Annotated in this window: 13 protein-coding genes and 1 tRNA gene; 10 read left to right on the top strand and 4 right to left on the bottom strand. The window is 54.5% G+C overall.

What is annotated here, in order from left to right; all coding sequences use genetic code 11:
• Positions 1-35: 35 nt before the first annotated feature.
• From Q0683_RS08520 to Q0683_RS08530, 3 genes are all read right to left on the bottom strand, one after another.
• On the bottom strand, positions 36-1,721 hold the full coding sequence (locus Q0683_RS08520) for an iron uptake porin (protein ID WP_298977294.1): 1,686 nt from the start codon (positions 1,719-1,721) through the stop codon (positions 36-38).
• Positions 1,722-1,941: 220 nt separating this feature from the next.
• Positions 1,942-3,591, bottom strand: a complete 1,650-nt coding sequence (locus tag Q0683_RS08525; RefSeq protein ID WP_298613965.1) for a DUF3685 domain-containing protein — start codon at positions 3,589-3,591, stop codon at positions 1,942-1,944.
• On the bottom strand, positions 3,543-3,836 hold the full coding sequence (locus Q0683_RS08530) for a hypothetical protein (RefSeq protein ID WP_298977296.1): 294 nt from the start codon (positions 3,834-3,836) through the stop codon (positions 3,543-3,545). The genes Q0683_RS08525 and Q0683_RS08530 overlap by 49 nt, the downstream gene beginning before the upstream one ends.
• 108 nt (positions 3,837-3,944) lie before the next feature.
• Here Q0683_RS08530 and Q0683_RS08535 point away from each other — a divergent pair, with 108 nt between their 5' ends.
• From Q0683_RS08535 to Q0683_RS08565, 7 genes are all read left to right on the top strand, one after another.
• A complete protein-coding gene (locus Q0683_RS08535) occupies positions 3,945-4,949 on the top strand; it encodes a hypothetical protein (protein ID WP_298613961.1) in 1,005 nt (334 codons plus the stop codon).
• A 100-nt stretch (positions 4,950-5,049) separates the two neighbouring features.
• Positions 5,050-6,201: an NAD-dependent epimerase/dehydratase family protein gene (locus Q0683_RS08540; RefSeq protein ID WP_298613959.1), complete on the top strand. Its 1,152-nt coding sequence runs from the start codon at positions 5,050-5,052 to the stop codon at positions 6,199-6,201.
• 13 nt (positions 6,202-6,214) lie between these two features.
• Positions 6,215-7,051 (top strand): sulfurtransferase, encoded by an 837-nt coding sequence (locus tag Q0683_RS08545; protein ID WP_298613957.1) that lies wholly within the window; start codon positions 6,215-6,217, stop codon positions 7,049-7,051.
• Positions 7,052-7,081: 30 nt separating this feature from the next.
• Complete coding sequence (locus Q0683_RS08550; RefSeq protein WP_298613955.1) at positions 7,082-7,666, top strand: DUF3611 family protein; 585 nt, start codon at positions 7,082-7,084, stop codon at positions 7,664-7,666.
• 24 nt (positions 7,667-7,690) lie between these two features.
• On the top strand, positions 7,691-8,395 hold the full coding sequence (gene pyrF / locus Q0683_RS08555) for an orotidine-5'-phosphate decarboxylase (protein ID WP_298617005.1): 705 nt from the start codon (positions 7,691-7,693) through the stop codon (positions 8,393-8,395).
• Between the two features lie 52 nt (positions 8,396-8,447).
• Positions 8,448-8,519, top strand: a tRNA-Val gene (locus Q0683_RS08560).
• A 54-nt stretch (positions 8,520-8,573) separates the two neighbouring features.
• A complete protein-coding gene (locus tag Q0683_RS08565; protein ID WP_298613951.1) occupies positions 8,574-8,906 on the top strand; it encodes a hypothetical protein in 333 nt (110 codons plus the stop codon).
• On the opposite strand, the gene glmU is transcribed toward Q0683_RS08565, so the two are convergent.
• Positions 8,903-10,252 (bottom strand): bifunctional UDP-N-acetylglucosamine diphosphorylase/glucosamine-1-phosphate N-acetyltransferase GlmU, encoded by a 1,350-nt coding sequence (gene glmU, locus Q0683_RS08570; RefSeq protein ID WP_298613949.1) that lies wholly within the window; start codon positions 10,250-10,252, stop codon positions 8,903-8,905. The two genes, Q0683_RS08565 and glmU, sit on opposite strands and share 4 nt — an antisense overlap.
• A 223-nt stretch (positions 10,253-10,475) precedes the next feature.
• Between glmU and Q0683_RS08575 the strand changes: the two genes are divergently transcribed.
• From Q0683_RS08575 to Q0683_RS08585, 3 genes are all read left to right on the top strand, one after another.
• Positions 10,476-11,204, top strand: a complete 729-nt coding sequence (locus Q0683_RS08575) for an HpsJ family protein (protein WP_298977300.1) — start codon at positions 10,476-10,478, stop codon at positions 11,202-11,204.
• Positions 11,205-11,232: 28 nt separating this feature from the next.
• On the top strand, positions 11,233-12,399 hold the full coding sequence (locus Q0683_RS08580; RefSeq protein ID WP_298613945.1) for a SpoIID/LytB domain-containing protein: 1,167 nt from the start codon (positions 11,233-11,235) through the stop codon (positions 12,397-12,399).
• 55 nt (positions 12,400-12,454) lie between these two features.
• A partial coding sequence (locus Q0683_RS08585) for an Rpn family recombination-promoting nuclease/putative transposase (protein WP_298977302.1) occupies positions 12,455-13,074 on the top strand: 620 nt, incomplete at its 3' end.

Genomic DNA, 13,074 nt, shown 5'->3' on the forward strand with positions numbered 1-13,074 from the left:
CCTAGGGAGTGACCTACTCAAAGGACAGAGGGGCACTAGAAGCTAAAGGTGGTGCGAATTGCCCCAATGACTAGGGTATTGTTGTTGGGGTTGCTGTTGGGGTTGAAGACAGCAATGATGCCCGGTGTAATCGAAAGGTTCTTGGAAACCGCAAAGCGGTAGAACCCTTCTACGTGATAAGAGTTAAATGCGGTCAAGCTAGGGTTTCCTGGAGGTGTTGGAACATTGGGGATGAATCTGATCACTTGAGGCGGTTGCCCAAAGACCAGACCCGCCAAATCGCCCTTCCGCCACAGATCGGGAGAGGCCAGAGTAACTGCCCAGTTCAGTACTTCTGCGACGTCAACTGGGATTCCGTTAAGCCTACCCGCTGCACCAATCACTCGATAAGGCCTGGCATAGCCTACCCAGCCGGCAATGTTCAGCTTCTGGATCGGCCGGTAGGTGAATTGGAAGCCTAGAGAATCAGCCGCTTGGCGAGTCACCGCCACTAATGCTAGGGGGTTGGCAGCGCTTCCCGGTCCTGTACTCCCCGTTGCGGCAAAGGGATCCAGCCCAAAGGAGTGAACGTAGGTGAGACCCAGGGCAAGGTTTTTCACCGGCTGCACATCCACCTGGGCAAGGGCAGCATAGGCACCGTCCAAAAAGCCTTGAGCAGTTGCATTAGCGTTTGGGTTTTGTGAGTTCGGAGCTAGATAACCCAGATTCAGGGTCACGCCCGTCCCCTTCTCCTTGTTACTGATGAGGTCATACTTGAAGCTCACCCCCGCCGCGTTAGCTCCCGAACCGGCGCGGTAAATGGGGTTGAAACGGCCAAAGCGCGACAGGGCACCCGTGTCACTCGACTGCAAGAAGGGGTTGAAGTTATTAAAGTTATCGTTGAATTCTCCCCGCACGAAGTCAAGGATAAGACGCCCTTTGGAGGTTACCGGGAAGCTGTAGAAGGCTTTACCAAGCTGAAAGGCGTTGCCAGTATTACCATCATACCCCAGCCGTCCCATGTCGGTGTTTGTGAAAAGATCGTATTGTTGAATATTCGCCGCTTCTAGCCGCAGCCGCAGGCGATCCTTGCCGTAGAAGCTGGTGTCAAAGTTCAACCGCGTGCGCTGGTTGGCCACGGGATTGGTGTTGTTAACCACAGGAGGAGGAGCAACAACACCAGGGGCTCGTGCCGTTATATCATTCGCGTCTGAAATGTTAAAAATAACGGTGGCGTTGAGTTTGGTGAGGGTGGCAAATTGCTGAGCTTCTAGCTGAGCGGTGCGGGCTTCCAGTTTGTCCACGCGTCCGCGCAGGGTGGCCAGTTCCGCTTTGAATTCTTCGGTGAGGCGGCGGAGAGCCTCCAGGTCTTCTTTGGTGGCAAAGCGGTCACTAATGACATCCAAACAAGCATTGAGAGCAGCCGCCATTTCATAGCGGGTAGCGGCGCGATTACCACGGAAGGTGCCATCGGGATAGCCGGCAATACAGCCGTATTTCTCCACCAAGGAAGCCAGCGCCTGATAGGCCCAATCGGTGGGGTTGACATCGGAAAGCTGGCTCACAGAAGTCACCTGGGGCAAACTTCCTTGCTGCCCTAGGCTCTGCTCAATTTCTGCTTTTGAAGGTAAAGACTGCGTCGGTTCTGGAACGGCAGGATTGGCAAGCGCCATTCCCCCCGTAGCTAGCAGAGAAAGCACTACTGGTGAACCTACTGCCCAACGGGCAACGTTTTGAGACATAAGTATTTACTCCTTTCACTCCTCAGAAAAGTGCCTTTGCCACCCAGGGCAAACACAACTCTTCCTCCCTCACCCTAGCATACTATTGCCGAAAAGATCATGTTGGTGGCCGATTTTTTAGCTGCTGTACTGAATGCTAGAGGATTGAAGAAGACCTAGCTACCACCCTAGCACAGAATTCAGGAGCTAAGGTTATCTCGACGTTAAAAAGAGAGAACAACTACGAGCGCGGTGCGCCTAGGGACTGACCAATCCCTTGCAAAATGCCGCGGCCAATCAGTCCCAACCCGCGACCAATCACCTGCGTCAATAGATAGACTATGCCCTTGCCGACCCAAGCCACCACTGCCCGTACCGGCGGAGCTAAGGCATCCCGCGCCTCAAGGGCTAAGGTCAAAGCGTAGGGAATGCCCTCAAGTTGCATTAGCTCTTTTTGGCGGGGGACGGTCAGCGCCAGTTCCTGAATCCCTCGCTCTGTGAGCCGCAGTAAAACCAAGCGACTCTCAAAGATGTTTTGCGGTTCCTTGATCCAACGTTGCCAGCGGTAATGCCAAGAGAGGGCGTTGCGAAAGCGCTCCATTTCCCGCAGCGAAATGTACTGGGCTTGAAAAAAGGTCTGCTGAACCGCCCCGCTATAGCAGCAGCGATTGAGCAGCGAATAGACAATGCCATTGGCACCAGTGAGCAACCAGTGATCAAGGAGGGGATCGAGGAGTTCTAGGGCCGCTCCTGTGCCATAGGAATAGGTCTGCTGCGGCAGAGTGAGGGGCTGGTGTAGCAATAGGTGGGCAAGAAACTCCACCACCAAGGGCAGGGGTTGAAGATAGACTTGGTGAACCGTTTCCCTTTCCGACAACAGCAGTTCAATCAGGTCGCGATCGCTCCCCAGAAGAAAGCGGTAGGGGCGAAAAAACTCCCGCAGGCTTTGTTCCCACCACTCCTGGAGCAGGCGATCGCGCTGCTGATGCAAAAACTCAACATTTAGGGGAGTTGTTTGCAGGGTACGGATCAGGAGATCCCACTGCCGCAAAAGGGTATAGAGCAATTCCCGCCGCTGTTGCAGGGTAAGCACCTCTAACTCCAAGGGCCGCGCAGTTAGATTCAATAGATCCGACTGCATCCGTTGCAAGCAGCGATCCACCAGTTGAGAAATAATTTCAATCTGTGGACGCACGGGGGACACCCCTGGGGCAGGGGGGGGTTGACTCGGCTGCGGCAATAAACGCGACACCAGCCAGTGGGCGGCACGAATTTCCCGATAGCGCCCTTCGCAGACCAAGCGTTCCAGGGGAGAGAGGCGCGATCGCCCTAAGTGTTGATCCAAAGCCTGCAACCACGCCTCCATTTCCCCCAGTCCCTGCCGGAGAATCTGATACCGCCAACGATCCCACCGCTTGGGAAAGAGCACACTTAAGGGCGGCTTGGGGGGCGTTACGGTGTGAACTATTTCCCCTTGGGCAATGGCCAGAATTCCTGCCAAGAGATCCCTTAACGCCGTATTGCGATGGTAAATGCCCTCTACCCCCACTTGTTGGGCAAGGGAGACGAGTTCAAGGGCAGCCGGTCGCACGGTGAGCATGACCCGCAAAGCAGGATAGTGCTGTTTCAACCACTGCCACAGCCAAGGCGTTGTGGCATCATTGACTGTGAGTTGGGCATCACAGAGCACAATCCAAGGATGGCGTTCTTGGTCGAGGGGCGTGTTTTCCAGATAAGTGATCAGACCATGGCCATCGTGAAACACCAGCGGCTCAATCCCCAACTGCTGTTGAATCCCTGTCCACAGGCCAAGGCGCACCACATCCTCTCCCTCGACCAAGACTAAGCCAAAGTTGAGGGAGACATCAGCAGCGGCAGAGGTGATGGGCATTTGACCGAGACTGGGTTGGGGTTGGGACTATTAGGATTGCAGGTGACGCGGTAGGGCTGTTCCTTGAGTGCCAAGCTCAATAGCACAGTTAGGGAACGAACCAGTTCACTATGATTAACGCTGCCCCCGTGCAGAGTGTAAAGTTCTCCTTGACGATACTCGTGGCGCTTCGTTGCCACCACTTCCTGAGCGAGGTAAGCTTCGGGGGTGAGGTACGTTACCGCTGGTGCCAGTAGTGTGGTCATGACGCTTCCCGTCAACGCAGTAATTCAATCCTAAACGCTGCCAACCCGCCCATGAGCTGAAATCTTTGGGATAGGCTATACTGCTGAAGCTGTGGTTTTCTCCGAGTGATGGAGCCAACGCCTGAGTTTGTTTTGCCCATTCCGGCTGCCGACACCCCCCTCTCTGAGGAGGAATTTCTCCAACAGGTGCGCCAAGCATGGCAGGTGTGTGAGCGTTTTGATCTGCAAACGGAAATTTGGCGAGGGCAAATTCTAAGGACGGTGCGCGATCGCTATCGTCATCAAGGGGATGAGCGGGGTATTGGCTTTCAGCAGTGGCTCCAAGAACACGAGATTAGTAAACGTCGCGCCTATGATTTGATTCAGTTGGCCGATCGCGCCGATGAATTGCTCAGGGAGTGTCCTCTACCCCCGGCAGCCATTTCTCGCTTCAGTAAACGCGCCTTTTTAGAAACTGCCGCTGCAGATCCGCAAGTTCAAGCCCTAATTACCCAAGCAGCAGCAGCGGGCGATCGCATCACCCACCGCCAAGTGCGCCAACTCCAAGAGGAATGGACTGCCCTGCACTCCGATCTACTACCGCCAGTGGTGCGCCAAAGGGCCGGCGATCGCACCCTTGCCCCCCGCTATGTTGCCCCCTTGGTCAAAGAATTAGAAAAACTCCCTCCCCCGCAGCAGCAGGAACTCTGCCAAGAACTGGCCAGCGACCCCACTGTGGACACCGTGAAGGAAGTCACGGCCACCGCCCGTCAACTGCGCCGCTATCTTGAGGCTGCCCCCCAGATTCAAGCCCTGAACAGCCACCCTGTGGATCTAGAACAAGTCCTTATGGAAGCCCAGCGCCTTGGGCAACTGCAAACCGTTACCGATTTCCTACAGCAGGCAGCGCACCTGGAAAGTACGATTGCGCGGCTCTATACCACGTGGCAGCGCCTCGGCCGGTTGAGCGATCGCCTCTACCAAGAGTCGGGGGCCAGCACACCGCAACTCCAAGCCCTATTAGAGGCTCTAGAGGTTCTCTTTGGGGATATTGTACAAATTGACTTGGCAGGACAAACGATTAAACTGCATATCTTTTCCGAAAACCAAAGCGCTGTCCCCACTTCCCCTTGAATTCTAACCTAATGGATCAACCGCGTCCCCATTACTGGTAACGTGGTATGGAAGCCATTTAATGGCTGGCGGAGTAGTTATTGATTTCAGCGCGGTTAGCATGAGAGTCCTCGTAATTGGCGGTGATGGTTACTGTGGCTGGGCAACAGCCCTCTACCTTTCAAATCGTGGTCATGATGTGGCGATTTTGGATAGCCTGATTCGGCGGCACTGGGATAATGAGCTGTGTGTGCAGACCCTCACGCCGATCGCCCCCATTCAGCACCGTCTGCAACGCTGGCAGGATCTCACCGGCAAGAAAATTGCTCTTTACATTGGCGATATTTGCAACTATCACTTCCTTGAGCGCGCCATCCTGGAGTTTCAGCCCGAGGCGATTGTCCATTTCGGTGAACAGCGCTCCGCCCCCTACTCCATGATTGATCGTGAACATGCTGTCTTCACCCAAGTCAATAATGTGGTCGGCACCCTCAACCTGCTGTACGCCATTCATACCCACAACCCCGACTGCCACCTTGTAAAGTTGGGCACCATGGGTGAATATGGCACCCCCAACATTGACATTGAAGAGGGCTACATTACCATCGAGCACAATGGTCGCAAGGATACCTTGCCCTATCCCAAGCAGCCCGGTAGCTTCTATCACCTCAGTAAAGTCCACGATAGCCACAACATCCACTTTGCCTGCCGCACTTGGGGACTGCGTGCCACCGATTTGAACCAAGGGGTGGTCTATGGCGTGCTCACCGAAGAAACGGGCATGGATGAATTGCTGATCAACCGCCTTGACTACGATGGTATCTTTGGCACTGCCCTCAATCGCTTCTGCATTCAAGCGGCCATCGGGCATCCCCTCACCGTCTATGGCAAAGGGGGGCAAACTCGCGGCTTCCTAGATATTCGCGATACGGTGCGGTGTATTGAATTGGCGGTGAACAACCCGGCAGAACCGGGGGAATTTCGCGTCCTCAACCAATTTACAGAGCAGTTCAGTGTTGGCGATCTGGCTCACAAAGTGCAAGAAGCGGGCAAAGCCCTTGGCCTCAAGGTGGAAATTCAACATCTCGAAAACCCCCGTGTAGAGAAAGAGGAGCACTACTTTAACGCCAAAAATACTAAGCTCCTAGATTTGGGACTGCAACCACACTATCTGTCGGATTCACTCCTCGACTCACTGCTCAACTTTGCCATCAAATACAAGCACCGGGTGGATGTCAACCACATTCTCCCGAAAGTGAAATGGCGCGCCTAGCCGCAGGACAACGATGATCCCCTATGCCGTAACGGCCTCTTGGTTGGCGGAGCACTTAGCCGATCCAACGCTGGTGATTGCCGATTGCCGTTTTGACCTCATGGACACCCAAAGGGGGCAACGCGAGTATCGCCAAGGACATATTCCGGGAGCGTATTATCTCGACCTAGAGCAGGATCTCTCCAGTCCTCGGCAACTGCATGGGGGGCGTCATCCCTTACCCGATCCAGAGAAGTTAGCAGCACGGTTCAACCAAATGGGGGTCACCCCAGAAACGCTGGTGGTGGCCTATGATGATTCGCGGTTTGCCTATGCAGCGCGCTGCTGGTGGGTTTTGCGTTGGCTGGGACACGAGCGCGCAGCAGTCCTAGATGGCGGCTATCGCGGCTATGTTGAGGCGGGGTACCCAGTTACCGGTGTGATCCCACCCCCGCGGCCGGGAAATTTCAACCCCCATCCCCGTTCGGAGTGGGTGGTGGATCGCGCGGCAGTAATTGCTGCCCAAGGAGACCCCGGAACCGTGATAGTGGATGCCCGCGAACCCCGTCGCTATCGTGGTGAAATTGAACCCATTGATCCAGTGGCCGGCCACATTCCCGGCGCGGTGAACTACCCGTGGCAGGCTATCTCCGATGAGCAGGGGCGACTCAAGTCTGCCGCGGAGCTGCAAGCCTACTGGCAACCCTTGGCCACGGCGAAGCAGATTATTGTCTATTGCGGCTCTGGGGTAACGGCCTGTGTGGATCTTTTGGGGCTGGCGATCGCTGGCTTCCCCCCCGCCAAACTCTATGCGGGCAGTTGGAGCGATTGGTGTTCCTATTTGGTGGCACCTGATAACCGTTCGCTATGATCAAGCCTAAGCTCTCTTCCTCACGCGACCATGGAACGTCTTCCCGGTAATGCCCCCCCTCGCACCACCCAGCCCCTTCACCGTCTTGGCCGTGAATTGCAACGCTTTGGCTGGATTGGCTTTTGGACACAGGTTGTCCTTGGCTTTGTCTCATTGTTGATTATTATTATCGTCATCTTTAGTCGCCAATTTAATCTCAATCGTCCGCCCAACGGCATGAATAGTCCCACATTGGGTCTAGTGCTGGCGATTATTGGCTTAGTGTTTTTGGGCGTGAGTATTTACTGCTGCTATCGCTATCCACAATTGGGACGGCGCTTGGATCAGCCGCAAAAACGCCCGACCAAAGAGCACGTTATCCGCAGTCTGAATATCGGTCTTTGGGTGAATATTGCCGGGATGATTTTCACCGTGGCAGCCGCCGAGTGGAATGTGGGGATGCTGGTGCTCAAGGTGCTCTCCATTCCCCAAGGGGCGGCGGTCTATGCTACCAATGTCTTGATTGAGCCACTGGAAATTTTTGTGATTCAGGCGAAGGTGAATACGATTGCAGCGCAGTTGACGGGTATTATTGTGGCACTGTGGTTGTTGCGCTGTGTGCGCCGTCCAACGTGAATCGTCTGAGGAGACCCAAGCGACTTGTTTAATTCCCAAGCGGCTGTTGCCAGCAAAATTATTGTGGCCTTGGATGTGCCTAATCTAGAGGTGGCGATCGCCACCATTCATAGGCTGCCCCAGGTGCAATTTTGGAAAGTGGGGCTAGAACTCTTTTGCGCCAGTGGGCCGATTATTCTGGATGTGCTCAAGGATCAGGGGAAGCGCATTTTTCTCGATTTGAAGCTCCACGATATTCCCAATACGGTGGCAGCTGCCGCACGGGCGATCGCCCCCTATGGGGTGGACTTTGTGAGCATCCACACCGCCAGCGGGTTAGCGGGTCTGAAAACCGCTCAGGCGGCTCTCGCAGACAGCACTACCCAACTTATCGGCGTCACATTGCTCACCAGCATTGATGCACCTACCCTTCAGCAGGAACTCCAGATTCCCCTGGATCTGGCCACCTATGTTGAACGCATGGCCGATCTCGCCCATGAAGCGGGACTAGCGGGCATTGTCTGCTCTCCCCAGGAGGCTGCACGGGTAAAACAACGCTGGGGAGAGGAATTTTTGAGAATTTGCCCAGGGATTCGTCCCCTGGGCACCGCAACGGCAGATCAAGCGCGATCGCTAACACCGACTGCCGCCTTTGCTGCCGGTGCGTCCTACCTTGTAATTGGCCGCCCCATTTTACAGGCAGCGGATCCTGCCGCCGCCTTTGATGAAATTTGCCGCAGCCTGGTTTGAGCGATTTACAAAAGCCTGCACTCCAAGATATGATTAAAAATTGTCTGAAGTAGGGCGATTAGCACAGTGGTAGCGCACTTCCTTCACACGGAAGGGGTCACTGGTTCGAATCCAGTATCGCCCATCCCTCCAGTTCAGTTATAAGATGAACGTAATCAGACAAGTTTAGGACTCTGCCATGGGTACCCCGATTCCGCCGATTCAGCTTCCCCCCTGTGGCGACTGCACTGCGGATGCGGAATGGCTGGAGCAAGCCCTCCTCCATTGGCTCAACACCGAGTATTTGCCGGAGGCTGTGAATCTGGCGATCGCCCAGCGAGCCGCCCAAGTGTATCGGCGTCAGCGGTTGGAAGGGGAGCACGATCTGGGCGGGATTCTCTTGGCACTGGTCACGGAGCTGCAAGAGTTTGATTTTTCCCAAAGCTTCTACAGTGAGTTTGCGGTGGCCAATGCGGTGAGTGATTTACTTCTGCGGCGGCTGGGCGTTGAACCCTGCTGTGGTGCGGACTAAGCTTTGGGCTGCCAGTTGGGTTTGACCACCTGACGACAGCGGGCAATGACAAGGGCATTAGCCGGTACATCTTCGGTGACCGTTGAACCCGCCGCCACCGTGACATTTTCCCCAAGGGTTACCGGAGCAACTAAAACACTGTTAGCACCCGTCTTGCTGCCGCTACCGATGTGGGTCGGGTGTTTGTGCACGCCATCATAGTTGGCGGTAATGGTTCCTGCCCCGATATTCACGCGATCGCCCAAAGTGGCATCGCCAAGGTAAGCAAGATGAGAGGCCTTGGTGTCACTCCCTAACTGCGCTTTTTTCAGCTCAACAAAGTTGCCAATGCGACAGCGATCGGCAACCACACTTTGCTGGCGAATATGGACAAAAGGTCCCACTTGGGTATCATTGCCAATCTCACTATCGCTAATGACGGCATAGCGCGCCGTCACCCGTTCGCCAATCACACTATTTTCAATCAACGTGCCGGGGCCAATAAGACTGCCACTACCAATGCGGGTTTGGCCGCGCAGATGGGTTTGGGGTTCAATCACCACATCGGCTGCCAATTCCACAGTGTCCTCAATCGTAGTACTTGCAGGATCAATGAGGGTGACCCCTGCCTGCATCCAAGCTTTCTTGATTCGATTTTGCAGAACCTGATAGGCGGCTGCTAACTGAACGCGATCGTTGACACCAAGAATCTCCTCATAGTCTTCCACATCCACGACCATCACGGGGCTGAGGGCATTGACCGCATCCGTAAGATAGTATTCCTGCTGATCATTATTGGACTGGAGGTGGGGCAAAACCTGAGCCAATTGCGGCCAGTGAAAACAATACACCCCAGCATTGATGCGGCAGTTTTGTTTTTGGGCGGTGGTGCAGTCGCGGTCTTCAATAATCTGCTTGAGGATATTCTGGCTATCGCAAATCACGCGGCCATAGCCTTGGGGATTGGGAATTTGTGCTGTTAAAATGGTGGCCGCATTGTTGTGTTGCTCATGCACTTCGAGCAAGTGGGCAAGGGTTTGACTCCGTAGGAGGGGTACATCGCCATTGAGCACCAAAAGATGGCCTTCATAGTCCTTGAGGTAGGGCAACAGTTGCTGCACCGCATGGCCAGTTCCCAGTTGCTCTCTCTGTTCGACAAATTCCAATTGGGGCTGATCCGCTAAAGCCGCACGAACAGCGTCTCCCCCATAGCCGATAATCACAAACTGTCGTTGCGGTTGCAGAGACTGAACTTGGTGCAAAACCCAACCCACTAGCGATCGCCCACCGAGGGGATGGAGAACTTTTGGCAGGGAGGATTTCATCCGTGTGCCTCGTCCTGCCGCTAAGACTGCCACAATAACCATGGATTTGTTGTGCCTCAATGAGCAAAGGGATGGCGAACCGGCAATACCGGGGGGAAGTGTGCCCCTAAACCCAGCAGCAGCAGCGCCATACACAATTGGAGTATACCAAGGTTGCGGTGGCCAAAGGTAGCCGCTCCCCAGGGAAGTCTATTCCCATCACATGAACCAACAGCACTAAAATCCAGTAAGGTTGATGCAGTAGTTGACGAGTCATTCGCAGTCCATGACCGCTTCAAAATCAACCCAGCGACCTGTCCCCTTGGCGGCTCAGTTCCTAAAACTGGTGGGAATTATCCTACTGCTGACCTTTCTGACAGAGTGGGGCATCCTTTTTATTGCTCCCCAGTTCAATAACAGCCAGTGGCAACTTACGGTCCTCAACCAATTCATCGAGCGCGGTGCCACTCCTTTGATTGGGTTTGTCTTTATCTACACGGGCTTTTGGATTCAAGCAGTCTCTGGGAGTGCCACCCAGCCGCAGCCGGGGGAACCTGCCTTTAAGGATTGGCGATTTTGGGTCTTTGTCCTCTCCAGTTTGTTGGGGTTGCTCTGCCTGCTGGGGATTCCTCTTTACCTCTCAATTACAGGTCAAATTACGGAACAGGCGCTGAACCAAATTAATCAAGAGGCCGCACAGGCGGAAATCCGGGTTGAGCAGGAACAACAGCAAATCAAACAACTGGCCAGTAGCGGCCAACTGGAGCAGCTCCTCAAGAACAATCAACTGCCGCCAGATCAACGAGCCATTCTGGAGCAACTGCGAAAAGACCCCCAAGCCCTTGATAAACAAGCGGGTCAGGCACGGGAGCGTATCCGCAGCCAACAACAGGAAGCTGTCAAGCGGGCGCAACAGGAAGCCTTTGTGAATCGTCTAAGGGTAAGCATTCGTAGTTTTCTATTGGCAGTGGGCTTCATTACCATTGGTTGGAGTGGTCTGCGGGAACACCGTTAAGAACTGCCCTCCACGTGAGGAGTGAAATATGCTTTACCTGATTGTGCGTTGGCGTTTTCTCTCGCAGTCGGTGGGTCTGGGCTGCTTGATGAGCCTGCTCCTACAACTTACGGCTGCAGCGGTAGAATTGCGGGTCGCGGTTCTGGAGCGGGTACGTCAAGTAACAATTAGTAGCTCAACGCCGGCACAATTGCGGGATGAAGCAGGTCGAGTCCTAACCGTGGCACCACAGCAGAGGATTACGGCTGCCCTCACGGGGTTGGGGATACAAGCAGGGGGCGTGCGGGGACGGCAAATTTTTCTGGAGCCGCGAGACAATGGCCTCGTGCAGGTGGGCGATCGCTGGTATCGCGGGCGGTTGCAATTGGTGGGTACCAGTGAGGGGATTATCGCCATCAACCTTGTGGATTTAGAGGAGTATCTGCCGAGTGTGGTGGGTAAGGAAATGTATCCCTCTTGGCCACCGGAAGCCCTCAAAGCCCAAGCAGTGGCCTCTCGTTCCTTTGCTCTCTTTCGGCGCGATCGCGAGCGCCGTCGTCCGGGTAGCCTTTTCGACGTGGGTGCCACGGTGACCCATCAGGTTTATTTAGGAGTGAGTTCGGAAACTGCCAGTACCTTAGCTGCCGTTGCAGCCACCCGCGGTCAAGTGCTGACGTACAACGGTCGTATTATCGAGGCGGTTTTTCATGCCTCCTCAGGGGGACACACCGAAAATTCAGAGTTTATTTGGCAAAAAGTAGTGCCTTACCTGCGCGGTGCTCCTGACTTTGACCAAGTCTCCCCCAACTTTCAGTGGACGGTTCGTTTCACTGCCGCACAACTGCAACAACGCCTCCCCGGTATTGGTACAATCATTGGCTTTCGCCCGTTGCAATTGACGCCTCAAGGGCGAATCATCTCAGTACAAGTTATCGGCACTGCGGGTAGCCGTACGATTTCAGGCAGTGAACTACGGCGGGTTTTGGGACTGCGTAGTACTCTCCTAACAATTACGCCGGAGTACGGCAATGTGGCCAGTCAAACAGGACAAAGTGTGCCGGTGGCCTTTACGATTACGGGTCGGGGTCACGGTCATGGCTTGGGCATGAGCCAATGGGGGGCTTATGGTATGGCACTGCGGGGCTACACTTACGACCAGATTTTGACCCACTATTACCAAGGCGTGACATTAAGTACACTACCCACGACCCACTAAAGCCTACGGCATTGCCCATGCCCTTCAAGAGGTTTGCCCTTGTTCCCTTTAACCCATGCGTCGTGATTCCCTGTTTTATCAACTCTTTGCCCAGTTGCCCCAAACCTTCTTTGACCTCTTGGGTCTAGACTCTTCTGAAGGCTACCGCTTTGACTCGATTGAACTCAAGGAAACCACCTTTCGCATTGATGGTGTCTTTGTCCCCCCTGACCCCGCAGGGGTGGTGTATTTCTGTGAAGTGCAGTTTCAGCGGGACAATACCTTCTACGAGCGCTTCTTTGCGGAGATTTTTCTGTATCTACGGCTGAAGCGCGATACGTTTTCTGACTGGCAGGCGGTGGTGATTTACCCTGACCCACAGACGGAGCAAAAAGAGATTACCCCTTATGTTCCTCTCATCCAAAGCGATCGCCTACGGCGGGTGTATCTGAGTGAGCTGCCCTCGCCAGAGGAGCTGCCGCTGAGTCTAGGGCTGATGAAGCTGATGACGCTCTCCAGAGCAGAAATGCCAAAAGCAGCGAAATTCCTTGCGCACAGCACGCAGGAAAAGACTGTTCAGAAGCGGGAGGTGATAATAGAGTTAATCACGCGGATAATGCTGTATCGGTTCACGGAGCTGAAACGGGAGGAGGTGCTGCACATGCTGGGGCTGACGACGGAGGAACTGAAGCGGAC

It is taken from the genome of uncultured Thermosynechococcus sp. (assembly GCF_938074695.1).
In the GTDB taxonomy this organism is placed as follows: Bacteria; Cyanobacteriota; Cyanobacteriia; order Thermosynechococcales; family Thermosynechococcaceae; genus Thermosynechococcus.